Consider the following 24,903-nt stretch of genomic DNA (forward strand, 5'->3'; position numbering starts at 1 on the left):
GGGCCCGGGTCGCTCGGGTCGCCCCCATCGCCGCGGTCTCGAAGTGGCTCCTGCGCTATCGGGCGCATGCACCTGGTCGGTCATGCATCGGTGACGGTTCGACGCGGAAATCGCGGAGCTCCAAGCAATTTTTACGTTTTGCGTACCATGCAAAGGCTTCGGCCCCTATTTTCGCTTGTTCGCTCCCGGAGGCTTTCAAGGGTGTTTTGCATATACCCAGGTCACAAGGTTTTTGCTGCAATGACCCACCCAGCCGTTTCGCCCATTCGATGCTCCTGGGTGCGCAAAACGAAAAAAATGCTTACTTCGAGCGGATTCTGCTGCTGAAACGCTGCGGCGCGCTTCGACGGCCATGCGTGCAGGGAGGGATGCGGGCGCACGCGCGGCGGGTCCTCCTCGCGCGCGGGCCAGCCGCTCGCGAACGCGCCCGAGCGCTTGTGGTATATTGGTATACACGATAGCTGTACGACAGGCGGATGATATGACGAACGAGTACCGATCGCTCAAGGACCATGTGTACGACCACATCGTCGACCTCATCGACGGCGGCACCCTCGCCGACGACCATAAGATCAGCGAGCAGCAGATATGCGATGCCCTCGGCGTCAGCCGCACGCCCGTGCGCGAAGCGCTCATCCAACTTGCCGCCGACGGGTATCTCGAGAACGTGCCGCGCAAAGGCTTTTCCGTCAAGCGCGTGACGGAGGACAGCGCCCGCGAGATCGTGGAGATCATCGGGCCGCTCGACGGTCGTGCCGCCCTGCTCGCCGTCGACGAGATGACCGAGGATGACATCGCGCAGCTGCAGTTCCTTCACGGCTCCATGCAGCTGGCCATCGACAAAGGCCTCTTCAAGAAGTACGACGACCTGCAGCACGACTTCCACGACAGCTACGTGCGCAAGTGCGGCAACTCGCGCCTCATCGGTCTGATACACCAGATGAACCGCTATTTCATGAAGCGCGAGTACGCCAATGTGGGCGAGGACGAGCTGGACGGCCTGCTGCGCAAGGCGAACGAAGAGCACGCCGAAATCGTCAGGTTGTTCGAGCTGCACGATGGGGAAGAGCTGCAGCGGTTCATTCGCGACGTCCATTGGAGCATCGACAATGCCAAGTTCCTCGTCTGGTAGCGTGCGGCCCGCTCCGCGTCCTGCGTCGACGGCGTCTGCGTGCCCCGTCGAGCGCGAGTGCGGTGCCTGCCAGCATATCGGCGTCCCGTACGCGAAACAGCTCGCGGGCAAGGACGCGCGCGTGGCCGCCCTGTTCGCCGACGTGGCCGATCCGGCCGCGCTGCGACCCATCATCGGCATGGACGAGCCCTACCATTACCGCAACAAGGTGGTGTCCCCCTACGCGCCCGGGCGCAAGCTGCAAGGCGGCACCGCGAAGCGCGGTCAGAAGCCGCACCGCGAAATCCTCTGCGGCATGTACGCGGCCGGATCGCACCGCATCGTCCCCACCGACGGCTGCCTCATCGAGAACGAGGAGGCCAAACGCATCATCCGAGCCGTGCGCGACCTCATGGGGCGCTTCGGCATCGAGCCGTACCGGGAGGACGCGGGCTCCGGATTCCTGCGCCATGCGGTGGTGCGCGTCGGCCACACGAGCGGCGAGATCCTCGTCACGCTCGTGACGAACGGCCGCACGTTCCCGGCGTCGCGCGCGTTCTGCCGCGAGCTCGTGCGTCGCTGCCCCCGCATCACGTCGGTCGTGCAGAACGTGAACGAGCGCCAGACCAACGTGATCCTCGGCGAGCGCGAGCAGACCCTGTACGGCCCGGGCTTCATCCTGGACAAGCTGTGCGGGTTGAGCTTTCGCATCTCGTCGCAATCGTTTTACCAGGTGAACGCCGTGCAGACCGAAGTGTTGTACGAGCGGGCCATCGAGATGGCGGGCTTCACCGGCACCGAGTGCGCCATCGACGCCTACTGCGGCACGGGCACCATCGGGCTCGTGGCGGCCAAGCACGGCGCGCGGCAGGTGATCGGCGTGGACACGGTGGCGTCGGCCGTGCGCGACGCGCGCGAGAACGCCAAGCACAACGGCGTGGAGAACGCGCAGTTCGTGGTGGGGGACGCAGGGGCGTTCATGCGCGAGCGCGCCGCCGCGGGCGAAGCCGTCGACGTGCTGCTCATGGACCCGCCGCGCGCGGGCGCGAGCGAGGAGTTCCTCGCCGCCGCCGCGACGCTGGCCCCGCAGCGCATCGTGTACATTTCCTGCAACCCCGAAACACAAGTGCGCGACCTGGCCTTCCTGCGGGAGCGCGGCTATGCCGTGCGCATGGTGCAGCCGGTGGATATGTTTCCCCATACGGACCACGTCGAAACGATTGCGCTCGTGGAGCGCGAAGAAGGCGCCCCTGAAAGGAGCCAGCGATGAGCGAGCGCGATCCCGAGCGATCGTCTGCCCCGAGCGAGCAGTCTGACGAGGCCGCTCCGATGATGCGGCACGATGCGCCACTGACCGCCGACGACAACCACGGAGGTGTCACCGATCTGCACAGCTTCGTGTTCGACACGGTGCTCGAGGGCATGCGCACGAGCATTTACGTGACGGACCCGAACACCGACCGCATCCTGTATATGAACGGGTTCATGAAGCACGATTACGGCGTGGAGAACCCCGAAGGGAAGGTGTGCTGGCAGGTGTTGCAGCGCGGCCTGACCGAGCGCTGCGCGTTTTGCCCCGTCGATGAGCTGTTGAGCTGCGGAAGCGAAGCGCCGCTTGTGGAGTGGGACGAAGAGAGCCCCGTGACGGGCCGCACGTACCGCAACTACGACAGCCTGGTGGAATGGATCGACGGGTCGCGCGTGCACCTGCAGCAATCGGTGGACATCACCGCGCTCGTGTCGGCGAACACCGACGAGCTGACCGGCATGATGGGGCGCCGCGCCGGCAAGGAGCGCCTCGGCCTCTCGCTTGCGCGCGCTGCGGTCGAGGGCGAAGACGTGTCCATCGTGCTGTACGACATCAACCGCCTGAAAGACGTGAACGACCAGTACGGTCACGCCGAGGGCGACTACCTCATCCGCTCGGCCGCGAACGCCATGCGGTCCGAATTCGGGCCGAACGACTACGGGTTCCGCTTGAGCGGCGACGAGTTCGTGTGCGTGTTCCTGGGCGACGCGACTTCGACGCGCGTGAAGGTCGAACGCGCCCGCACGGCGCTCACCGCGCTCCCGCGTCGCACCGATCCCCCGTACGACATGGGGTTCTGCTTCGGCATCGCCGAGATCGACCCTGCGGCGCCGCTCGAGCTGTACGAGGCGCTGGCCCTGGCCGACCAGCGCATGTACGAGGAGAAGCGCCGCTACCATATCGACCGCAACATCAACGCGCTGATCAGCGCCGAGCAGTCGGGAAGGGGCGTGTCGGTCGACCTGAGCGCGTTCTCGTACGACGAGAGCAAGCTGTACGACGCGGTGGTCGAGAGCACCGACGACTACCTCTACGTGTGCAACATGAAAACTGGCGTGTTCCGCTATCCGCGCGCCATGGTGGAGGAGTTCGACCTGCCCTCCGAGGTGGTGGAGAACGCGGCGGCCGTGTGGGGCTCGAAGGTGCATCCCGACGACAAGCAGGCGTTTCTCGAATCGAACCAGGAAATCACCGACGCGCGCACCACGCGCCACTGGATTGAGTACCGCGCCATCAACCGCAAGGGCGAGTGGGTGCGCCTGCGATGCCGCGGCCGGCTCATCCTCGATGCGAAGGGCAAGCCGCTGCTGTTCGCCGGGTTCATCACGAACCTGGGCAAGAAGAGCAAGGTCGACCCGCTGACCGGCCTGTTCAACAGGTTCGAGTTCGAGGACGACCTGCGCCGCCGCATGGAGACGGCGCCGAGCGAGACGATCAGCCTCATGGTGCTCGGCATCGACGACCTGCGGCATATCAACGACCGCTACGACCGCGCATTCGGCGACGAGGTCATCCGGTTCGTGGCGCAGCGCATCCAGAGCGCGCTGCCCGAGGAGGCGCGCGTGTACCGTCTCGACGGCGACGAGTTCGCCGTGATCATCAACGACGACGTCAACGTGCTGCGCGGAGCGTACGCCCAGTTGGGCGGCATGTTCCAACGGCAACACGACCACGAGGGCCGCAAGTTCTACTGCACGTTGTCCGGCGGCATCGCGCAGTACCCCGGCGATGCCGAGACGTACGAGAGCCTCGTGAAGTACGCCGATTACGCGCTGGAGTACGCGAAGGGGCACGGCAAGAAGCGCTGCGTGAACTTCTCGCAGCCTATCCTGGCCGAGCGCACGCGCGAGCTCGAGTTGATGGAGCTGCTGCGCGACAGCGTGGAAAACGGGTTCAAGGGGTTCAGCCTGTGCTATCAGCCCCAGGTGGAAGCCGCCACGGGACGGGTCGTGGGCGCCGAGGCCCTCGCGCGCTGGCGCTGCGACGCGTACGGCGAGCTGTCGCCGCTCGAGTTCATCCCGCTGCTCGAGGAGAGCGGCCTCATCGTGCCGATGGGGACGTGGGTGCTGCAGCATGCCGTGGATACGTGCAGGCGCTGGAGAAAGGTGATCCCGACGTTCACCATGAGCGTGAACCTTTCGTATCGCCAGCTTGACGAGGACGGCCTCGTGCCGCTCATCGTGGACACGCTGCACGAGGCGGGGCTGCCTCCCGAGAGCCTCGTGGTGGAGATGACCGAGAGCCGTTTCGCCGACGATGCCCAGGCCACGCATCAGCTGTTCCACCAGCTGCGCATGCAGGGCGTGCGTGTGGCCATGGACGATTTCGGCACGGGCTATTCGTCGCTGGGCGTGCTGAAGACCTCGCCCGCCGACATCGTGAAAATCGACCGGGCCTTCATCCGCGATATCCAGACGAGCACGTTCGATGCCACGTTCATCAAGTTCGTGGTGGAACTGTGCCATGCCGTGGGCATCAGCGTGTGCCTCGAAGGCGTGGAAACCGATGAGGAGTACGAAGTGGTGGGCGGCATGGGGCTCGACTACATCCAGGGATTCCTGTTCGGACGCCCCCTGCCCGAAGGCGAATTCGAGCGGAGGTTCTTGGAGGTGCATGCGTGATGGCTGCCGCACGGACGGACGCGCTGGTCGACCGCGTGGGGGAGGTGCTGGCGGCGCGCGCTTTGGCCGACGCCGATACGCCGGCGCTGCTGATGGTGTCGGGCGGATCGGACTCCACGGCGCTCGCCTACATCGCCTGTGACCTGCGGGAACGAGGAATGTTGGGGCAGCTGGCCATGCTGCACGTCAACCACCAGCTGCGCGCCGCCGACGCCGACGACGACGCGCGCTTCGTCGCCCGGCTGGCCGAGCTGCTGAGCATCCCGCTGTTCTCGTGCGACATCGACATCGCGGGCGAGGCCCGGCGCACGGGCGAGAACGTGGAAGCCGTCGCCCGCCGCGAGCGCTACCTGGCCGCGAACGAGGCGCTCGAAAGCCTGTGCCTTCACGCGGCCGCGCCGCTCGCCGACGGCCGCATTCTCACGGCGCACACGTCCGACGACCGCGTGGAGAGTTTCTACATGCGCTCGATCGTGGGCACGGGGCCGGGCGGGTTCCGCGCCATGAAGTACCGCAACGGGCCCGTGGTGCGCCCGCTGCTCGATGCGAGCCGCGAGGAGCTGCGCGCGTACGTTTCCGAGCGAAAGCAGGTCGGCGCGCTCGTGGCCTGCGACGGCGAGGGCAACCTGTGGCGCGAGGACGCGACGAACGCGCATACCGACCGCTTCCGCGCCTACGTGCGCCATGAGATCGTCCCGCGCGCAAAGGAGCGCAACCCCCAGCTGCTCGAGGTGCTCGGCCGCACCATGAACCTCATCGCCGACGAGGACGACATGCTGGAGCGCATGGTGGACGAGCTGATGGCCGGCCACGTCGAGGCGCTCGGCGACGACTACGGCGCAGGCTGCGTGCTGGCCCCCGCGTTCGGCGCGGAGCCGCTGCCGCTGCGCCGCCGCGCCGTGCTGCGCGCCCTGCAGCTGATGCTGGGACGCGACGCCCGCGTGGAGACGGCTTCGGTCGAGGCGGTGCTGGCCGCGTTCGACGAGGGGGCGGACGGCAAGCCCCGCGGCGGCTACGTGACCAACATCCAAGGCGACCTCGCGGTCAGCGCCAACAAGCACGGCGTGCGCATCGAGCCCATGGCCGCCTACCGGGCCCGAAGAAAGCGCGCGTAGCATTCGCGCTAGGCGCTTGCGCCGGGGTTGCGCTACAATGCGTCGCATGGAAAACGAAGAGAACACCCAAAACGCCCCGGAGGCTTCGGCCTCCTCGGACGAATCGATGCCCGCCCTCGACGTGGTGCTGGCCAGCGCCTCGCCCCGTCGCAAGCAGCTGCTTGCGGACGCGGGCGTGCGCTTCGTCGTGCACTCCTCGGATGTGGACGAAACGCTGGAACCCGACCTGCTGGCCGACCCGCCCGAGGCGTGCAAGAAGCTGGCCGAACGCAAGGCCGGCGCGGTGGTGCAGGAGGTGCTGGCCGAGGACTACACCGGCATGGCCGCCGTCATCGGCGCCGACACCATGGTGGTGCTCGACGGCGAGATCTTCGGCAAGCCCGTCAGCCTGTCCGACGCGAAGCGCATGCTGCGCCGCCTGTCCGGCCGCACCCACGAGGTGCTCACCGCCGTGTCCGTGTGGATGGTGGCCGCGCCCGAGCCCGAGAAGATCTCACTGGGCTTTCGCACGTTCGTCGAGCGCTCGGCCGTGACGTTCCACGAGCTGACCGACGAGGAGATCGCCGACTACCTGCGCAAGGGCGAGTCGTTCGACAAGGCGGGCGCCTATGCCGTGCAGGGGGCCGGAGCCGACCTGGTTGCGCGCGTGGACGGCGCGCTCGACACGGTCATCGGCTTGCCCGTCGGCCGCCTGCTCGAGGAATTCCCCGACCTCGCCGGTTCGCCGGCGTAACGGCCCAACACAACCTATCGTCCCAGTTCCCGTTGCGAAATGTAAAAATCGTGACAGGTGGGCTGGCGTTACCGTATCGTCTCCTTTTCCCGGGATGGCAATGGTACACTAACCGAATTCAAGGTAAGCGTGACGCCGTCGCTTCGTGATCATGTGATGCGATCAGGGGCGATGGCAGAAGCGAAACGCGATGAAGAGGTTAGGAACGTGCACAACGACATTTCGGAGATCCTATTCACCGAAGAGCAGATCGCAGGCCGCGTAGGCGAAATCGGCGCCGCCATCACACGCGACTACGCCGATGCGGCCGATGAGGGCATCGTCCTCATCTCGGTGCTGCGCGGAGCGGCCATCTTCATGGCGGATCTCGCGCGGCAGATCGATCTTCCGGTCGAGATGGACTACATGGCCATCTCGTCGTACGGAAACGGCGCGAAAAGCTCCGGCGTGGTGCGCATTCTGAAAGACCTCTCGTCCGAAATCGAAGGTCGCCACGTTATCGTGGCCGAGGACATCCTCGACTCCGGTCTTACCCTGACGTACCTGCTGAAAAACCTGTCGTCGCGTCAGCCGGCCTCCATCGCGGTGGCCACGCTCCTTCGCAAGAAGACGCTCGCACAGGCGAAGATCGATTGCAAATACATTGGTTTCGAGTGCCCCGATGAGTTCATCGTGGGCTACGGGCTGGACTTTGCAGAACGGTATCGCAATCTGCCCTACATCGGCATCTTGAAGCCGGAGATTTACTAGCGAAGCAGCCTTGGCGGGCGGTCGGTTCGGCTCGGTCGAACCGTGCGGCGCACTGAGGGTATGCGGCATCGGCCGCGTGCGACGGCGGGTCGGGCACCAGCCCGGTCCCTCTCGCAGCGCGAGTCGGTGAGAAAAGGAAAGTAAGACGCTATGGCACAGCAAAACAAACAATCGCAGTTCCAGCAGCCCAGTCCGAGGACGACCATCATCTCGGTCGTCCTGTTCATGCTGGTGGCCTTCTTCGTGGGCCAGCAGTTCCTGAACATGTCGTCCTCGAACGCCAAGCCCACCGACCGCCTGATCACGTCTGAGTTCGTGCAGGCCGTCGAGCAGGATCGCGCGACGAAGGTGGTGTACAGCGCCGGCGACTACTCGGTGTCCGGCACGTACTACCCCGCGGTCACGGCGGGCTCCACCGGCGCCGACGCCTTCAACGAGGCGTTCCAGGCGCTCAACGCGCGCATGGCCACGATCAAGAACCCCGACACCGGCAAGGCGCTCGGCGGCGTGGGTACCACCGACATCAATGCGGCGACGCTGGGCACCGAGCACAACTTCACCTCCACCTACTACGGCGGTTCGCTGGGCGACCTCATGGCCGCGCACCCGAACATCCCCTATGAGGTGTCGCTGCCGAGCCCCTTCATGGAGCTGCTGGGCACGCTGCTGCCCATCGGCCTGATCGCGCTCGTGCTGCTGTTCTTCTTCACGCAGATGCAGAAGGCGAACAACTCGCAGATGAGCTTCGGCAAGGCGAAGACGAAGAAATCCATCGAGGAGCGCCCCGACGTGAAGTTCTCTGACGTCGCCGGCGTGGACGAGGCCGTCGAGGAGATGCAGGAGATCAAGGACTTCCTGGCGAACCCGGCGAAGTACCAGTCCATGGGCGCGAAGATCCCCCGCGGCTGCCTGCTGGTGGGCCCTCCGGGCACCGGCAAGACGCTGCTCGCGCGCGCCGTTGCGGGCGAGGCGGGCGTGCCGTTCTTCAGCATCTCCGGCTCGGACTTCGTTGAAATGTTCGTCGGCGTGGGCGCGTCCCGCGTGCGCGACCTGTTCCAGCAGGCGAAGGACGCCTCGCCGGCCATCATCTTCATCGACGAGATCGACGCCGTCGGCCGCCAGCGCGGCACGGGCCTCGGCGGCGGCCACGACGAGCGCGAGCAGACGCTCAACCAGCTGCTCGTCGAGATGGACGGCTTCGAGAGCAACGACTCCGTGGTGCTGATCGCCGCGACGAACCGCGCGGACGTGCTGGACCCGGCGTTGCTGCGCCCCGGCCGCTTCGACCGCCAGATCGTGGTGGACGCGCCCGATGTGAAGGGCCGCGAGAAGATCCTGCAGGTGCACTCGAAGGACAAGCCCATCGGCAGCGACGTGGACCTGTCGAAGGTCGCGAAGCTCACCCCGGGCTTCACGGGCGCCGACCTGGCGAACCTCATGAACGAGTCGGCGCTGCTCACCGCGCGCCGCGGCAAGAAGATCATCACGCAGCAGGAAGTGTCCGAGTCCATGGAGCGCGTCATCGCCGGACCGGAGCGCAAGGGCCGCGTGCTGGACGAGCGGACCAAGCACACGATCGCCTACCACGAGAGCGGCCACGCCCTCGTCGGCCACTCGCTGCCGCACGCCGACCCGGTGCACAAGATCTCGATCATCTCGCGCGGCCGCGCGCTGGGCTACACGCTGTCCATCCCCAAGGAGGACAAGGTGCTCAACTCGCTCGGCGAGATGCGCGACGAGCTGGCCGTGTTCATGGGCGGCCGCGTGGCGGAGGAGATCTTCTGCGACGACATCACCACGGGCGCTTCGAACGATCTTGAGCGCGCCACGAAGATGGCCCGCGCCATCGTGACGCAGTACGGCATGAGCGCCGAGCTGGGTACGCAGGTGTTCGGCCAGCCGAACCACGAGGTGTTCCTGGGCCGCGACTACGGCAACACGCAGGACTACTCGGAGGAGACGGCCAAGCGCATCGACGACGAGGTCGCCCGCATCATGAAGGACGCGCACGACCGCGCCTACGAGATTCTGTCGAGCCATCGCGAGCAGATGGACCTCATGGCGAACGTGCTGCTCGAGCGCGAGACGGTGGAAGGCGAGGCCTGCCTGGCCCTGCTGGACAACACGTGGGACGAGTACCTCAAGCACGAGGACGAGATCAACGCCCGCAAGGAGGCCGAAGAGGCCGCCGCGCGTGCTCGCGACGAGCATCTGGCCGATCCGAACTGGAAGGAAGAGCCGGTGGAGCCGGGCGATCAGGATCCGAACCCGCCGTTCCGCGCGCCTTCCGATGTGGCCGAGGGAACCGACCCGCAGCAAGCCCCTGAGCAGAAAGGCGACGGCACCGAACGATGATCTGGCGCTGTTCAACCTATGAGTTCGATACGAGGATGCCCATGGTTATGGGCATCCTCAACGTTACCCCCGATTCCTTCTCCGACGGCGGTCAGCACGACGGCTTCGATGCCGCGCTGGCCCATGCCGAGCGCATGCTGGAGGAGGGTGCCCGCATCATCGATGTGGGCGGCGAGTCCACGCGTCCCGGCGCCGCGCCGGTGTCGGTGGACGAAGAGCTGGCGCGCGTGCTGCCGGTGGTGCGCGCGCTCGCGCAGCGCGACGTGTGCGTGAGCATCGACACGCGGCACGCCGACGTGGCGCGCGCGTGTTTGGAAGCGGGTGCGGCCATCGTGAATGACGTGTCCGGCTTCCGCGATCCGGCCATGGTGGAGGCGGCGCGCGCGAGCGATTGCGGCCTCGTGGTCATGCACATGCAGGGCGACCCCTCCACGATGCAGGACGCGCCCGCCTACGACGACGTGGTGACGGACGTGCGCGATTGGCTGCGCGACCAGGCTGCCGCGCTGGAAGCGGCGGGCATTGCGCACGACCGCATCTGCATCGATCCGGGCCCCGGGTTCGGCAAGACGCCGTCGCAGACGCTCGAGCTGGTGCGCAACTTCCAGGAGTTCGTGCGCCTGGGCTACCCGGTGATGGTGGCGGTGTCGCGCAAGAGCTTCCTGGGCTGGGCGTACGGGATCGACGAGCCGTCCGCGCGCGACGAGGTGTCGGCCACCGAGGCGCTCATGGCGTGCGAGCTGGGGGCCAGCGTGGTGCGTACGCACAACGTGGCCGCCACGATCGCCGCGCTCGAAGGGCTGCGGCCGTACGCGCTCATCGGCATGGGCTGCAACGTGCCGCTCGTGGCTCATCCGGGCGAGGAGCGCGAGGGCAAGATCGCCATGCTCAATCAGGCCATCACCGAGCTGTGCTCGCTGCCCGACTCGCAGATCGTCGACATCTCGAGCTTCTACGAGAGCGAGCCCGCCTACTACCTCGATCAGGACGCGTTCGTGAACGCCGTCGTGCTGCTGCGCACGGGCATCCCGCCGAAGGAGCTGCTGGGCTACCTCCACGCGGTGGAGAACAGCCTGGGTCGCGTGCGCACCGTGGAGAACGGGCCGCGCACCTGCGATCTCGACATCCTCGACTACCAACTGTACGTCGTGGACACCGATGTCCTCACGTTGCCGCATCCGCGCCTGCTGGAGCGCGACTTCGTGGTGCAGCCTTTGCTGGAGTTGGTGCCGGGCCACGTGCTGGCCAACGACGTTCCCGTCACGGCTGACGGCGCGTGCGTGGGAAAGGCCGTACGGCTGTGAGCGAGGGGAAAGGCGGCGCGCCGGGCGGTTTCCCCTTCCGCGTGCTTCTGCTCGACGAAGTCTCCTCCACGAACGACGAGGTCAAACGCGCGCTGGACGACGGCGAACCCGAGGGTCTCGTGGTTCGCGCGCTTCGGCAGGTTGCCGGGTACGGTCGTCAGGGCCGCGCATGGACCAGCCCCGCAGGCGGGCTGTACTGCTCGCTGCTGCTGCGCCCGCAGGTGGAGCCGCGCGAGCTGCCGACGTTGAGCCTGGTCGTGGGCATGGCGGTGCGCCGAGCGCTCGTGGCGTTGGCGGGGGATGCCGCCGCGCAAAGCGTTCGCATCAAGTGGCCCAACGACGTGGTGTGCGAGCAGGGCAAGCTCTGCGGCATCTCGCTTGAGGCGCACGGCGGCGGCGTGTGCGTGGGCGTGGGCGTGAACGTGCTGCCGCCGGACGAGCGCCCCGACGTGGGCGGCAAGAACCGCGCCGCGTACGTGGCCGACCTCGTCCCCGCCGCGCCTCCCTCCATCGAAACCGTGCTCGCCGCCTTCCTCGCCGCCTTCTCGCCGCTGTACGACGAATGGACGCGCGCCGGTTTCGCCGCCCTCGTCGACGAGTTCAACGCCCATGCGAGCCTCATCGGCCGCACGGTGAGCGTCGTCGATCGGGCGGGCTCCACCTTGGCCGAAGGCGCCGTGCGGCGCATCGACGCCCAAGGCCGCCTCGTCCTCCTCGACGCGTCCGGCGCCGAAACCCCTGTCTCATCAGGCGAAGCCCACCTCAGGTAGCGCCCGCGTGCCGCGGTTGCTGTCGTCCTCCGCTCGTTCCCGAATTCCCGCTTGACCCTCGACCTGGTTCAGGGTCTACCGTGGTTTGTGCGCCAAAGGCGCATCGAGGGAAACGCACGCAAAGGAGGAGAGATGAAACAAGCCAGATTATCACGGCGCGATTTTCTCAGGGGAGCGGGATTGACCGGGGCGGCCGCCGCGGGCATGCTCGCGTTCCCCGGGGCGGGCGCGGCGTTTGCGGACGACGGCGCCACTGCCACGCAAGCAGACGGTGAGGAAAGCGCGGGCAACCTGTACTCCCGGGTGTTGGGGGACGATGCCTCGCTGCTGCCGCTGCGCAAGGCCGCTTGTCCCGGCCCGCGCGGCCCCATCGCGTTCGAAGATCGCGAGATCGCCGAATCCGAGATAACCAGCACCGAGGAATGCGAGATCCTCATCGTGGGGGCGGGCATCGGCGGCTTGATGGGCAGCTTGAAAGCGGCGGTGGAGGGTGCGAACGTCATCACGCTCGAGAAGATGACCGAGGGCCGTTCGGCGTGGGAGAGCTTCGGCGCGGTCGGTGCGAAGTTCCAAAAGGAGCAGGGCATCGAGATCGATCCCGCCCAGCTGCGCGACGAGATCTATCGCGCCGCCGACTGGCGCGTCGACCCCGGCCCCATCGAGACGTACGTGAGCCGGTCGGGCGAGATGGCCGACTTCTGGCAGGAGATGCTCGACAAGGGCGGGTCCGGGTGGCAGCTGTACAAGTTCGATCAGGCACCGAACTACAACGGCTTCCCCGTCATCGACAGCTACGTCAACTTCAAGATGCCCGAGGGCATCAGCACCACGTGGCTGTACGGTCTGTACGTATGCAAGGAGCTGCGCGCGGTCGCCGAGACCTACGACAACCTTTCCATCCGCTACGAGATGCCGGCCGTACAGCTGGTTCGCGAGTCTGGCGGGCGCGTGACCGGGTGCATCGCCAAAAGCGGCGACCAGTACGTTCGCATCAACGCCTCGAAGGGCGTGCTGCTGGCAACCGGCGGCTACGACGCGAACCCCGAGATGATGCAAACGTGGGTCCGTCCCGAAGACTACGAGTCGTCTTCCTGGTGGAATCCCAGTTGGGGAACCACGGGCGACGGCCACATGATGGGCCTCAAAGTGGGCGCCGACATGGACTCGCTGCCGCATCCGGTGATGAACTTCAGCAACGCCACGCCCTCCACGTTCGTCGAGAAACGCGTGTACTTCCCGGGCGCGATGAACTACTCGATCATCGTGAATTCCGACGGTCAGCGCTTCGTGAACGAGAATCAGGCACGCCAGTACATCTCCAACGCCATCAACATGCAGATTCGCCGCGGCAAGAAGTGCTATCACCTTTTCGACCAGGCCATGATAGCTTCTGCGCTGGAGAAGGAGCCGAGCGCGGAGCAGCAGCTCGAGCGCGACGAGGAGAAGGGCCACCTGTTCCGCGCGTCGTCCTTGAGCGAGCTTGCCGGCATGATCGATGTCGATGCGGCGGCGCTCGAAGGCACGGTCGAGCGGTACAACAGCTTCTTCGAAGACGGCCTCGAGCGTGATCCCGACTATTACCGTTACACGGGGAACAACGTCGCGTTCACGGGCGGCACGTACTATGCGCTGGTCACGAACAGCGTCATCCTGGCGACGGTGGGCGGTCTCACCATCAACGGCGACACGCAGGTGCTCGACCGGGACGGGGCCGTGATCGAGGGCTTGTACGCGACGGGCAACGTGTCCGGCAATTTCTACGCAGGAAACTATCCGCGCCACATTCCCGGCACGTCGGTGGGGCGTGCGGCGACGTTCGGCTACGTGGCGGTAGAGCATATGTTGAAAGGAGGCCAGGCATGAGCCGATTCAAGGTGCGCGGTAGCGTTGCGATCGCCTTCGCTGCGATTGCGCTGGTGGCGATCTTCGCGGCGGCGGGATGCGCGCCGCAGCAGACCAGCTCCTCGTCGAGCGACGGGGCGAAAACCGAGGCGGTGTCGGGCGAAGCGGGAGCCTACGTTTCGGACGAGCAGTGCCTCAGCTGCCACGGAGGCAGCTACGAGGCGCTTGCGGAACGCACGGCCGATCTGGGCGACTGGAATCCGCACGACTCCCTGCATGGCGGTTACAACGCATGCGTGAACTGCCACGAGAAGGACAAGGAGATCACGTTCAACTACTGCGAGAACTGCCACGTGTACGCTCCCGACGAAGAGCCGCTGTACTAGCGGCACGCGCTGCGGCAACGCGCCTTCTTGAGGGGCTCCGGCTGGCGATTTCGCCCCGGAGCCCCTCGACCGTTTCAGCTGACGGGCACGTAGAGCGTTTCGATATCGCTTCCCAAACCGTCGAGGTTGAGGAAGGACGGGAAGAGGATGATGTCGTTGCGGAGTTGATAGCCGTGGCCGTCGAGGTACGCGAACAGGGTGGCGAACGTTTCCTTCCGCACGCTTTCCGTTCGGGTGGCCTGCCTTCTGAAGCGGATGCATTTTCCCAGGTACAGTCGTTTTACCTGCTTGAACGCGTCGCTGTCCAGCCGATGGCTCTCGTGTTCGGGCATCGTCAGCACGTAATCGGGATTCACCGTGGGCGACTGGTCAAGCAGGTCGTCCCGTTTGATGATGCGCGCGCAGCTGGTGATGCTCAGCAAGTCGTAATACTGCGAGATGGTCTTCTCATGCTCGAGCGAAACGTGGAAGTCGCGACCGTGCGACGTGTTGATGTAAAGCTGGTCGGCGGCATCCACCAGCTCGAACTCTGAACCTGGTTCGGACCTTATCGCGCCGAGGGTGCTTTCGAGCCGCCTGAGGCGGTACGCGATCAGGTCGGCCTCGCGCGTGAGCTTCTCCTGCTGGGTCAGCAGCGAGCGTTCGAACTCCTCGGTGCCCTGCTGGGCGTCGAGCATCGCGACGGCCTCGTCGATGCTGAACCCGTATTGAAGCAGCACGCGAAACGCATTTGACTTGAACGCGTCTTCGGGTGTGAATACGCGGTAACCGTTTTCTTCGCGATCCGACAGGACCAGCCCGCGCTTCTCGTAGAAGCGGATTTTCGACTGCGGCAGCCCGGTCATGGCTGCGAATTCCTTCATCCGGTACATGTTCCCCCAACCTCCATGCATCGTGGTGACGCCGTTCAATATAGCATACGCGGTGCTGCTTTACGGTGTATCTGATTTCAGGGCTGTGCGATGCCAAGATGATGGGTTACAATATGCCGTTCCTCGAAAATGGAGAAGGTTGAAAGGCAGCAGCGAACTCATGGAAACAGAAGCAACGAACCCCACTCTCAACTTCACGGAAGAAAGCACCGGCGCACCCGTCGGCAAGGATCCGAAGCGCCCGGGGCGCGACGACAAAGTCAGTCGCATGGGCACGGCATCCATTCCGCGCCTCATCGTCGAATTCGCCATCCCGTCCATTCTCGGCATGCTGGTGAACGGCGCGTACAACGTCATCGACTCCGTCTTCCTCGGCCAGGCGCTGGGCGAGATCGGCCTGGCCACCGCCACGGTGGCGATGCCCATCATGACGGTGTTCATGGCCATCGCCATGCTCGTGGGCAACGGCGGCAACGCGCTGGCCGCGCTGCGCATGGGCGAGGGCAACCGGGTCGAGGCCGAGCGCAGCCTGGGCAACACGGTGTGCCTGTCCATCGCGTTCGCGGTGGTGGTGGCCGTGGCCATGCACATCCCCGCATGCGTCGACGGCCTGCTGAGCGTGTCGGGCGCCACGGCTGAGGACTGGGAGTTCGCGCGCTCGTTCATCCAGATCATCTCGCTGGGCTTCGTGTTCCAGTGCATCGGCATGGGCGTGAACAACTTCATCCGTACGGCCGGCGCGCCGAACCGTGCGCTGGGCACCATGATCATCGGCGCCGTGTCGTGCACCATCTTCAACTTCCTGTTCGTGATGGTGCTGGGCTGGGGCGTGCAGGGCAGCGCGCTGGCCACGGTGTGCGGCCAGGCCATCTCATGCGGTGCGGTGCTGTGGTACTTCATCTTCACGAAGAACGTGCCCATGAAGCTGCACCTGCGCTTCATGCCGCTGCATGTGCGCACGGTGCGCCTCATCCTGTCGCTCGGCCTGGCCAGCTTCGCGGTGCAGGCGGGCATGGCCGTGGTGAACTTCGTGCTGAACAACCTGCTGAACATGTACGGCGCCATGAGCCCGCTGGGGGCCGAGGGCGCGCTCGCATCCATCGGCGTGGTGCAGCGCGTGTCGATGTTCGCCGTGCTGCCGCTCATCGGCGTGGCCATCGCCATCCAGCCGTTGCTGGGGTACAACTACGGCGCGCACCTGTTCGAGCGCGTGAAGAAGACGCTGTGGTACGGCATCATCGGCGCCACGGGCATCGGCGTGGTGCTGTGGACGCTCGTGCACCTGTTCCCCGAGCAGATCGTCGGGTTCTTCGGCATCACGAGCGAGTCGTTGCGCGACTTCACCGTGTTCGCGCTCAAGGTGCAGCTGCTCATGCTGCCCTTCATCGGCTTCCAAATCGTGGGCTCGAACTACTTCCAGGCCACGGGGCAGCCGTTGAAGTCCATCTTCCTGTCGCTGACGCGCCAGATCTTGTTCCTCATCCCGCTGCTCGTCGTGCTGCCGATGCTGCTGCCGGGTTGGTTCCCGCAGTTCACCAGCCTCGATGCGCTGTACTTCGCCACGCCTGCGGCCGACTTCCTGGCCATCTTCACCACGGTGGTGTTCATCATCCTGGAGATGGGCCGCCTGCGGAAGCTCAAGAGCGGCGAGCTGAAGGCGAAGTTCTAGCCCGCGCCGCCGCGCGTGCGGTGCGTGCGGAACGTGCGGAAACTGCGTGCTTCCGCATCGCTCATCCCGATTGTCACCCTTGGCTAAGCCCCGCGGTTCACAAAACCGCGGGGCTTGCTTATAGTGCGATGCTGTTGAAAACGGCATTTGAGCTTTGGGAAAGGAAGCAGCACATGGAGGCAAGCAAGGTGAAACAGGGTTCCGCGCGGGTGTCGCGCACGCGTTCCATCGCGTTCGTCGGGTTGACCATCGCGATCATGGGCGTGTCGGCATGGGTGGCCATCCCGTTCGGCCCGGTGCTGCTGACGCTGCAGATGTTCGCGCTCATGTTCGCCATCATGGCGCTCACGCCGAAGCAGTGCATGGCGGCCATCGCGGGCTATCTGGTGCTGGGCGCCGTCGGGCTGCCGATGTTCTCGGGGATGCGCGGCGGCATCGGCATGCTGATGGGTCCGACGGGCGGCTATCTGTGGGGGTATCTGCTGGGCGCCGTCGCGGCGCTGCTCGTGCGGGAGGCGCTCGGGCGCGCGATGGGCGGCGCGAAGAGCCTCGGGGGGACGAAGGCGTTTGCCGTGGACATGACGGCGTGCCTCGCGTTCATCGTGGTGACGTACGTGTGCGGATGCTTCCAGTACGCCGCCGTGGTGGGGGTCGATTTGGCCGCCGCCTTCGCCGTGACCATCGCGCCGTTCGCGGTGCCCGACGTGCTGAAGGCGGTGGCGGCCGTGCTGTGCGCCCGCGCCGTGAAGCGCGCGCTGCCGAAGCGCTAGAGCATGAAAACGGGCACCCGCGGGTGCCCGTTTTCATGATGATGGGGGGGGAGGGTCGCTATGCCTCGATGAGCACGGCGCCCGAGGTGAAGCCGCCGCCGAACGCGACGAGCACCACCTTGTCGCCGCGCGCGATGCGGCCGCTGGCGTAGGCGTCGCACAGGGCCATGGGCAGGCTGGCGGCCGACGTGTTGCCGGTGTGGTCGATGGACAGCTGGAAGAAGTCCATCGGGCGGCCCAGCTTCTTGGCCGCGTACTTGATGATGCGCTCGTTGGCCTGGTGGGGAACGATGCAGGCGACGTCGTCGAGCGTCAGGCCCGCGCGGTCGAGCGCTTCGTGCACGGCGACGGTCATGGCCTCGGCGGCGAACTTGAACACCTTGGGGCCGTCCATGCGCAGCACCTGGCGCGGCTCGCCGGCGTCCACGAGCTCGGCGATATCCAGCTCGTCGTCGATGCGGGAGAGCGTGGCATCCTCGGAGCGCGCGGCATCCACGCCCTCGACGGTGAACGGACTGGGTGCATCGAAAGCGAACGAGCAGGTCAGCGCATTGGTGTCGTCGTCAGCGTTCGTGATGAAGCTGCTCATGATGCCCGGGCGCGATTCGTCCCACTCGAGCACGGCGGCGCCGGCGCCGTCGCCGAACAGCACGCAGGTGTTGCGATCGCTCCAGTTCGTGACGCGCGTGAGGCGCTCGGCGCCCACCACGAGCGCACGGCGGATGGGGTTGCGGCCCGTCGCGCCCGGCGTGCCGGAGGCGGAGCCGGCCATCATGCATTCGGCAACGGTCAGGCCGTACACGAAGCCCGTGCATGCGGCGTTCAGGTCGAACGCGATGGCGTGCTCGAGGCCCAGGCGGCGGCGCAGCAGGCCGGCGGCGGAGGGAACCACGACGTCGGGCGTGATAGTGGCGAAGATGACGAGGTCGATGGTGGAGGGGTCGACGGCCCCTTCGCACCAGCCGCCCTCGACGAGGCCGAGGGCCTGGCGCGCGGCGGCTTCGGCAAGGTCGGTTGCGGTTTCCTCGACGGCGACGTGGCGGGTCCTGATGCCCGTGCGCGTGCTGATCCATTCGTCGTTCGTGTCGACGAGCGCTTTCAGGTCGTCGTTCGCCACTTCCAGCTTCGGGAGGGACTTTCCGCATCCGATGATCGTGCTGCCCATGCTGCTCCGTCCTCGATCGCGCCTACGCCGGGCGCGTCGTCAATGCTTTGATAATCAAACTAAATGCATTATAGCACCGAGCCTGTTCCCCGTCAGAAACCCAAGCGACCTTCACAAAGGGGCGGATGCGGTGCGGATGTTTCACGTGAAACATCCGTTCCGTTCGGATGCCTTGGCGCCGCAAAGCTCCGGTGCCCCCCCTACCGCGCGGCGGCGGCCAGCGCTTCGAACAGCGACGCGTTGCTGTCGAGGTACTCGGGGTGCCATTGGACTCCCAGGTAGAAGCGGTGCGCGGGGTCTTCCACGCCCTCGACGATGCCGTCGCCGCTGACCGCACACACCTGCAGCGGATCGGCCACGCGGGCGAGCGCCTGGTGGTGCATCGAGTTCACCAGCAGCGAGCGCGGCGCGGGGGCGACGCCTTCCCAGCTCGCCTCGAGCGACGCGGGCCATCCCGCCTTGCATCCCGATACCATGCCGCCGCCCGGGCCGTCGCACAGCACGCGGTCGAGCACGCTTCCCGGCGCGATGTCCACGCGTTGCGCGACGACGTCATAGGGCGGCTTCTGCTGGTGTACGGCGTCGGTGAGCCCGCAGGCGTGCACGTCCTGGTACAGCGATCCGCCCAGCGCCACGTTGAGCACCTGCATGCCGCGGCAGATGCCCAGGGTGGGGAGGTCGAGCTCGTGGGCGACGCGCGCCAGCTCCAGCTCGAGCGCGTCGCGATCGTCGAACACGTACACGGTTTCCGTCAGGCGCGCCTCGTCGCCGTAGGTCGCCGGGTTGAGATCCCCGCCGCCGGCCAGCACCAGGCCGTCCAGCCGCTCCACCAGCTCGCGTGCCGCGCGGCGGTTCGCATCCGCCCCGCCCGCGACGGGCGGCAGCAGCACGGGCACCGCCCCGGTGGCGGCCACGCGCCGCACGTATTCCACCGTCACGCGCTCCACGGGAACGCGTTCGTCCTTCTGCTCCTCTTCAACATACGTGGTGGTGATGCCGATGATCATGCCGCTCGCCCTCCGGTCGTCGTCTTCCTGCCAGCAGCATACGAAAAAGCGACCCGTCGGGAATCGACGCGCGCGGAATTCACAAAAGTAAGAGGGAAAGATTGGCACGGTAGTTGCTATGGGGAGGCCAGAGAAGGTTGTCGTCCCGCAAGCGCGGGCGACGCAGGATACGGGATCAGGACACAAGGAGGAACGCACATGAAGTCATCGGATCGCCCCAAGTTCGGCAACTTGCAGAACTTGAAGGTGCTCAACGCGGGCGCCGTCATCGCGGCGCCGTTCGTTTGCGAGCTGTTCGCCGAGCAAGGCGCCGACGTCATCGAGCTGGAAAGCACGGTGGCGCCCGATATGTACCGCATGTACGGCGACGCATGGTCGGTCGATCGCCGCAACCAGCGCATGATCACGCTCAACATCCCCTCGCCCGAGGGCAAGGAGATCTTGCTGCAGATGGTGAAGTGGGCCGATGTGCTGGTCGAGTCGTCCAAGGGCGGCACCTGGGAGAAGTGGGGGCTTACCGACGAGGTGCTGTGGGAGGCGAACCCGGCGCTGGTCATCCTGCATATTTCCGGCTTCGGCAACTGGGGCGATCCGGATTACGTGCGCAAGGCGTCGTTCGATCCCATCGGCCAGGCGTTCTCGGGCTACTCGAACCTCAACGGATTCCCGGATAGCCCGCCCAGCGTGACCAAGCCCTTCACCGGCGACTTCATGACCGGCCTCATGGGCGCATGGGCCACGTTGGCCGCCGTGATCCGCGCGCGCGAGACGGGCGAGGGCGAGTCCATCGACTGCTGCCAGTTCGAGGCGCTCGTGCGCCTGCAGGGCGCCACGCTGTCCGACGGCATCAACCACGGCATCCAGCCCATGCGCATCGGCAACGAAGACCTCGTGGGCGCCTGCGCCGGCGCGCAGAAGTGCAAGGACGGCTACTGCCAGGTGGCCGTGGGCGGCGCCGGCCCGGTGAAGAAGCTCGTCGAGTTCTTCGGGTTCGCCGACGATCCCGATTTCCAGCCGCTCGGCACGTACCCCTCCATCACGCGCAAGCCTGGCTGCAAGAGCCTCGATGAGCCGCTGCCCGACCGCGCCGCGAAATTCCGCGCCGCCCTCGACAGCTGGTGCGAGGAGCACACGGTTGAGGAGGTCAACCAGATCTTCGGCCAGATGGGCGTGGCGGTGAGCCCCCACATGACCTACGAGATGATGCTGAACGACCCGCATTACCAGGCGCGCGAGGTGTTCATCGACTGCTACGACGAGATCACGCAGAAGACGGTCAAGCAGGTGAACATGATCCCGCGCTTCAAGAAGCATCCCGGCAAGATCGTGCGCGGCGGCGCGAAGTACGACGCCGATACGAAAGACGTGCTGAACGAATTCGGCTACTCGGAAGAGGAGATCGAGCTGCTGTACGAGAAGGGGGTGCTGCGCAAGGGCGAATAACGCGCCGGGCGATCGGCGGCCTCGATGCGCTTCGATCGGGGCCGCGTCGCCGGGCAGGCAGGGAAAGGGAAATCCTCTGACGCCCTAACGATGGCATGGATTTTGCTCATCGCTAGAGCGTTGGGGATTCTACGTTCGACAAAGGAGGCATTATGGGATCTGAAACAATGAAGGGTAGCAACTACGCATGGGCGATCGCCATCGCCTGCGTAGCCTTCTACGCTATACCGCTTGGCTTCGTGGCCAACCAAGCGGGCCTGTTCGCGTCGCCGGTCATGGAGGAGTTCGGCTGGTCCCGCACCGACGCGACGCTGTACATGTCCATCCAGCCGTGGGTGGCTGCCATCTGCACGCCGTTCGCCGGCAAGCTCATCACCAAGTTCAATCCCCGCTGGGTGATGACCGCTGCCGCCGCCGTGTTCGGCCTGGCATCGCTCGCGTGCGCCTGGTTCACCGAGCCGTGGCAGTGGAACGTGTACGGCGTGCTGTACGGCGCGTCCGCCGCGTTCTGGATGTACATCGCCACGCCGACGTTCATCAACCGTTGGTTCGCCAAGAGCAACGGCACCGTCATCGGCGTCATCGGCGTGTGCGCGTCGCTGCTGGGCGCGTTCATGAGCCCGGTTATCCAGGGTTGGATCAGCGGTTACGGCTGGCACACCGCCCGTATCATCATCAGCGTGATCGCGCTTGTCGCGTCCGTCGTGCTGACCGCGGCGCTGCTGCGTGAGTCGCCCGAGAAGATGGGCGTGCTGCCCTGGGGCTACGGCGCTGCTGAGGTCGCATCCGCGAAGTCCGAGGCCAAGTCCGTTATCGACGTTGCCGCCGACGAGGGTGCCACGGCTGCGCAGGCGCGCAAGAATCCCGCGCTGTGGCTGCTCATCATCATGGCCGGCTTCTTCGTGATCGCTGCCGGCATGATGCAGCAGTTCTCGTCCTATGCTTCCACCGGCGCGCTCGGCGCGGCCGTGGGCGCCATGGGCGTGACCGTGTGCATGATCGGCCAGCTGTTCGGCAAGTTCGGCCTGGGTTGGCTGTGCGACCACACCGGCGCCCGCGTCTCCGGCGTGGTGGCCAGCGTCTTCGGCGCGCTCGGCATCGCCATCGTGCTGTTCAGCGTCGACAACGCCATGATGTTCTACGTGGGCGTGTTCCTGTTCGGCATCGGCTTCGCGGCGCTCAACATCGTGCCGCCCATGGCGTGCCGCCAGGCGTTCGGTCAGAAGGACTACGCCAACATCTTCTCGATGGTGGCCACCGGCCTCAACGTGTTCTCCGGTTTCTCGGCGCTCATCTACGCGCAGATCTTCGACATCACCGGATCGTTCGCCGGCTGCTTCTACCTCATCATCGGCTTCTACGTGGTGACGCTCATCTGCTCGCTCGTGATCGTCCCGATGGGCCGCCGCTCCTGGGCGAAGAAGTAAGCTCGCCCGCGCTTCGCACCCAATCGCACAACGGGCCGCCCTCGGGCGGCCCGTTTGCGTGGGGGCGTGGCTCGGAAACGGCGTCGAGGCAGCCTCGCCCTTCGTTACCGGTACCAGTCCATCACTTGCTTGTAGAGGGGGAGGATCTGCTGACGCTGTGCGCGGAAGGCGGCTTCGGCGGCGCGCAGCTCGGCCACCGTGTCGTCGGTCGCGTCGGCAACATCCACACTCAGCGCTTTCTCGAGGCGCTTGCGGGTTTGCTTGTACGTGCTTTTCGCGCCGTGGCTCATCTTCTTCTTCGCCGCGCTGTAGTAGTCGTTCGTCGCCCCGATGAACGCGTAGCACTCGAGCATCTTCTGGATGAGGTCGCGGGTGGCCCGGTCGGCCGCCTCGTGCTCGCGCGCGTCGGCCAAGGCCTGCTGGATGTCGCTCTGGGTGACGACGTCTCCGGCGGTGAACACGACGATCTCCGCGTTGCTCCGGTCCAGGTTCGCGGCCGACACGGTCAAGACGCCCGTCGCGTCCAGCTCGAACCGCAGCTCGATCTGGGGCACGCCCGCGCCGCTCCACTTGATGTTGCGCACTCGGATGCGGCACAGCTCGATGCCGTCGCGCGCGAGCGGGCGGTTCCCCATGAGGACGTGGAACTCCGCGGCCATCTGGAACGAGTCGGCCGTGGAAAACATCGTGGACGCCGTATGGGGCACGCGCACGTCGCTCGGGACCACCTCGGACACGTAGCCGCCCGGCAGCTCCACGTTGAGGGCCAGAGGCAGCAGGCCGTCGGGCAGCTCCACCTGTATGCGCGCCTCGGGCTCGTCGACGCGAACCATATTCTGATAGAGGTCGGAAGCCTTGCTCGCCATAGTCGCTCCTCCTGCATCGATCGGGTATCCCTTGCCTCGATCATCGCAAAAATCATGCCATGTTGGCATCAATTTTGCAGTGGATTTCGCAGCCGCTCTCCTGGGTGGCAACGTCGAGAAGGAGGAACCGTATGAAAGCTCAAGATTGCCCGAAGTTCGGCCCGCTGCAAGGGGTGAAGGTGGTCAACCTCACCATGGCCATCGCGGGCCCGTTCGCCTGCAGCCTGCTGGCCGACCTGGGCGCCGAGGTCATCGGCGTGGAAAGCCCGCGCGGCCGCGACACCTCGCGTCCCACCAATCAGGCGTTGCAGGGGTGGGGCACGCAGATGGAGCGACGCAACACGCGCTCGCTGTGCATGAACGTGAAGGACGGCGCGGGCCGCGCCTGGTTCTTCGAGCTGCTCAAGCAGGCGGACATCCTCGTGGACGGCTTCCGCGGCGGCCAGATGGCGAAGTGGGGCATGACCGACGAAGCGTTGTGGGAGGTCAACCCGAAGCTGACCATCGCGCACATCTCGGGCTTCGGTCAGACGGGCGATCCGGCGTACGTGTCGCGCGCCTCGTTCGACGGCATCGGCCAGGCCTACGGCTGCTTCATGGAGATGAACGGCTATCCCGATCGTCTGCCGGTGCTCGCGTTTCCCCAGGTGTCGGACTACTACGCGGGCTTCATGGCCAGCATCGGCGCGCTGGCCGGCTACATCAACGCGCAGCGAACCGGCAAGGGCGACAGCGTGGACGTTGCCCAGTACGAGGCCATGCTGCGCTGCGAGGGCTTCTATGCGCTGAACTACCTGAACACGGGCGCGCTGCCCGTGCGCGAGGGGTCGCACAGCACGTCGAGCGCCGGCTACGGCACCTACATCTGCCAGGACGGCGTGCCCATCTACACGCTCATCCTGGGTCCCGGCGTGGTGCGCGCCGCACTGCCCGTGTTCGGTTTGGAGTACGGCAGCGAGCTGTTCCCCGAAGGCACGCCGGTCATCTCGTTCGGCAGCGAGGCCGGTAACGTACTGGAGGAGGCGATGGAGGCGTTCTTCGGGTCGCACACCGCCGAGGAGGCCGAGCGCATCATGCTGGATGCGGGCGTTCCGTGCAGCCGCATCTACACCTTTGAGATGGCCGAGCAGGATCCCCACTACCAGGCGCGCGAAAGCTTCACGTCGTGGAAGAACTCCTACGACGACGAATCCATCCGCGGGGTGAACGTGGTGCCCCGCATGAAGAACAACCCCGGTCAGATTTGGCGCGGCATGCCGCTCGTGGGCGCCGACAACGAGGACATCCTCGAAGAGCTGGGCGCCACGCCCGACGACGTCGCCAGCCTCTACGACGAGCAGCTCCTCAAGAAGGAGAACGGCCCCTTCGGGTAATGTGATAGGGGGACG

At 66.0% G+C, this 24,903-nt stretch carries 20 protein-coding genes; 16 read left to right on the forward strand and 4 right to left on the reverse strand.

From position 1 onward, the window contains the following. Positions 1–481: 481 nt before the first annotated feature. The 11 genes from H8S61_RS15550 (at position 482) to H8S61_RS15600 (ending at position 14,296) form a co-directional block, all read left to right on the forward strand. A complete protein-coding gene (locus H8S61_RS15550) occupies positions 482–1,132 on the forward strand; it encodes a GntR family transcriptional regulator (RefSeq protein ID WP_160941000.1) in 651 nt (216 codons plus the stop codon). Then, positions 1,110–2,381 carry a 23S rRNA (uracil(1939)-C(5))-methyltransferase RlmD gene (rlmD, locus tag H8S61_RS15555; protein ID WP_186939627.1) on the forward strand — a complete coding sequence of 424 codons (1,272 nt, stop codon included), beginning with the start codon at positions 1,110–1,112 and terminating at the stop codon, positions 2,379–2,381. Before H8S61_RS15550 ends, rlmD begins: the two co-directional genes overlap by 23 nt. After that, positions 2,378–5,041: a bifunctional diguanylate cyclase/phosphodiesterase gene (locus H8S61_RS15560; RefSeq protein ID WP_186939628.1), complete on the forward strand. Its 2,664-nt coding sequence runs from the start codon at positions 2,378–2,380 to the stop codon at positions 5,039–5,041. Before rlmD ends, H8S61_RS15560 begins: the two co-directional genes overlap by 4 nt. Beyond that, entirely contained in the window at positions 5,041–6,156 is a 1,116-nt protein-coding gene (gene tilS, locus H8S61_RS15565; RefSeq protein ID WP_186939629.1) for a tRNA lysidine(34) synthetase TilS, read from the forward strand. The genes H8S61_RS15560 and tilS overlap by 1 nt, the downstream gene beginning before the upstream one ends. A 46-nt stretch (positions 6,157–6,202) precedes the next feature. Then, on the forward strand, positions 6,203–6,889 hold the full coding sequence (locus H8S61_RS15570; protein WP_160941004.1) for a Maf family protein: 687 nt from the start codon (positions 6,203–6,205) through the stop codon (positions 6,887–6,889). Positions 6,890–7,096: 207 nt separating this feature from the next. Continuing rightward, positions 7,097–7,639 carry a hypoxanthine phosphoribosyltransferase gene (gene hpt, locus H8S61_RS15575; protein ID WP_160941090.1) on the forward strand — a complete coding sequence of 181 codons (543 nt, stop codon included), beginning with the start codon at positions 7,097–7,099 and terminating at the stop codon, positions 7,637–7,639. Between the two features lie 150 nt (positions 7,640–7,789). After that, positions 7,790–9,994, forward strand: a complete 2,205-nt coding sequence (ftsH, locus tag H8S61_RS15580; protein ID WP_244977602.1) for an ATP-dependent zinc metalloprotease FtsH — start codon at positions 7,790–7,792, stop codon at positions 9,992–9,994. After that, positions 9,991–11,298 (forward strand): dihydropteroate synthase, encoded by a 1,308-nt coding sequence (gene folP, locus H8S61_RS15585; protein ID WP_186939630.1) that lies wholly within the window; start codon positions 9,991–9,993, stop codon positions 11,296–11,298. Before ftsH ends, folP begins: the two co-directional genes overlap by 4 nt. Then, a complete protein-coding gene (locus H8S61_RS15590; protein ID WP_366458588.1) occupies positions 11,295–12,068 on the forward strand; it encodes a biotin--[acetyl-CoA-carboxylase] ligase in 774 nt (257 codons plus the stop codon). Before folP ends, H8S61_RS15590 begins: the two co-directional genes overlap by 4 nt. A 132-nt stretch (positions 12,069–12,200) precedes the next feature. Next, a complete protein-coding gene (locus H8S61_RS15595; RefSeq protein WP_160941007.1) occupies positions 12,201–13,931 on the forward strand; it encodes an FAD-dependent oxidoreductase in 1,731 nt (576 codons plus the stop codon). Next, on the forward strand, positions 13,928–14,296 hold the full coding sequence (locus H8S61_RS15600; protein ID WP_160941008.1) for a cytochrome c3 family protein: 369 nt from the start codon (positions 13,928–13,930) through the stop codon (positions 14,294–14,296). Before H8S61_RS15595 ends, H8S61_RS15600 begins: the two co-directional genes overlap by 4 nt. A gap of 74 nt (positions 14,297–14,370) precedes the next feature. Here H8S61_RS15600 and H8S61_RS15605 read toward each other — a convergent pair whose 3' ends face one another. Further along, complete coding sequence (locus tag H8S61_RS15605) at positions 14,371–15,189, reverse strand: MerR family transcriptional regulator (protein ID WP_366458590.1); 819 nt, start codon at positions 15,187–15,189, stop codon at positions 14,371–14,373. A gap of 139 nt (positions 15,190–15,328) precedes the next feature. Here H8S61_RS15605 and H8S61_RS15610 point away from each other — a divergent pair, with 139 nt between their 5' ends. Both H8S61_RS15610 and H8S61_RS15615 read left to right on the forward strand, forming a co-directional pair. Then, entirely contained in the window at positions 15,329–16,837 is a 1,509-nt protein-coding gene (locus H8S61_RS15610) for an MATE family efflux transporter (protein ID WP_160941010.1), read from the forward strand. A gap of 173 nt (positions 16,838–17,010) precedes the next feature. Beyond that, on the forward strand, positions 17,011–17,607 hold the full coding sequence (locus H8S61_RS15615) for a biotin transporter BioY (RefSeq protein ID WP_186939632.1): 597 nt from the start codon (positions 17,011–17,013) through the stop codon (positions 17,605–17,607). A 58-nt stretch (positions 17,608–17,665) separates the two neighbouring features. Here H8S61_RS15615 and H8S61_RS15620 read toward each other — a convergent pair whose 3' ends face one another. Beyond that, on the reverse strand, positions 17,666–18,772 hold the full coding sequence (locus H8S61_RS15620; RefSeq protein ID WP_186939633.1) for a 3-oxoacyl-ACP synthase III family protein: 1,107 nt from the start codon (positions 18,770–18,772) through the stop codon (positions 17,666–17,668). A gap of 200 nt (positions 18,773–18,972) precedes the next feature. Then, positions 18,973–19,779: a gamma-glutamyl-gamma-aminobutyrate hydrolase family protein gene (locus H8S61_RS15625; protein WP_186939634.1), complete on the reverse strand. Its 807-nt coding sequence runs from the start codon at positions 19,777–19,779 to the stop codon at positions 18,973–18,975. A 198-nt stretch (positions 19,780–19,977) separates the two neighbouring features. On the opposite strand from H8S61_RS15625, the gene H8S61_RS15630 reads away from it, so the two are divergent. Further along, a complete protein-coding gene (locus tag H8S61_RS15630; RefSeq protein ID WP_160941014.1) occupies positions 19,978–21,222 on the forward strand; it encodes a CoA transferase in 1,245 nt (414 codons plus the stop codon). A 152-nt stretch (positions 21,223–21,374) separates the two neighbouring features. Then, the gene (locus H8S61_RS15635) at positions 21,375–22,649 is read left to right on the forward strand and encodes an MFS transporter (protein WP_154332410.1); all 1,275 of its coding nucleotides are present in this window, start codon (positions 21,375–21,377) and stop codon (positions 22,647–22,649) included. A gap of 104 nt (positions 22,650–22,753) precedes the next feature. Here the strand turns inward: H8S61_RS15635 and H8S61_RS15640 are convergent, their stop codons facing one another. Then, positions 22,754–23,515 carry an Hsp70 family protein gene (locus tag H8S61_RS15640; RefSeq protein ID WP_186939635.1) on the reverse strand — a complete coding sequence of 254 codons (762 nt, stop codon included), beginning with the start codon at positions 23,513–23,515 and terminating at the stop codon, positions 22,754–22,756. A gap of 131 nt (positions 23,516–23,646) precedes the next feature. Between H8S61_RS15640 and H8S61_RS15645 the strand changes: the two genes are divergently transcribed. Beyond that, positions 23,647–24,888: a CaiB/BaiF CoA transferase family protein gene (locus H8S61_RS15645; RefSeq protein ID WP_160941016.1), complete on the forward strand. Its 1,242-nt coding sequence runs from the start codon at positions 23,647–23,649 to the stop codon at positions 24,886–24,888. Positions 24,889–24,903: the final 15 nt, after the last annotated feature.

The sequence above is a fragment of the Eggerthella hominis genome, from assembly GCF_014287365.1.
GTDB lineage: Bacteria > Actinomycetota > Coriobacteriia > Coriobacteriales > Eggerthellaceae > Eggerthella > Eggerthella guodeyinii.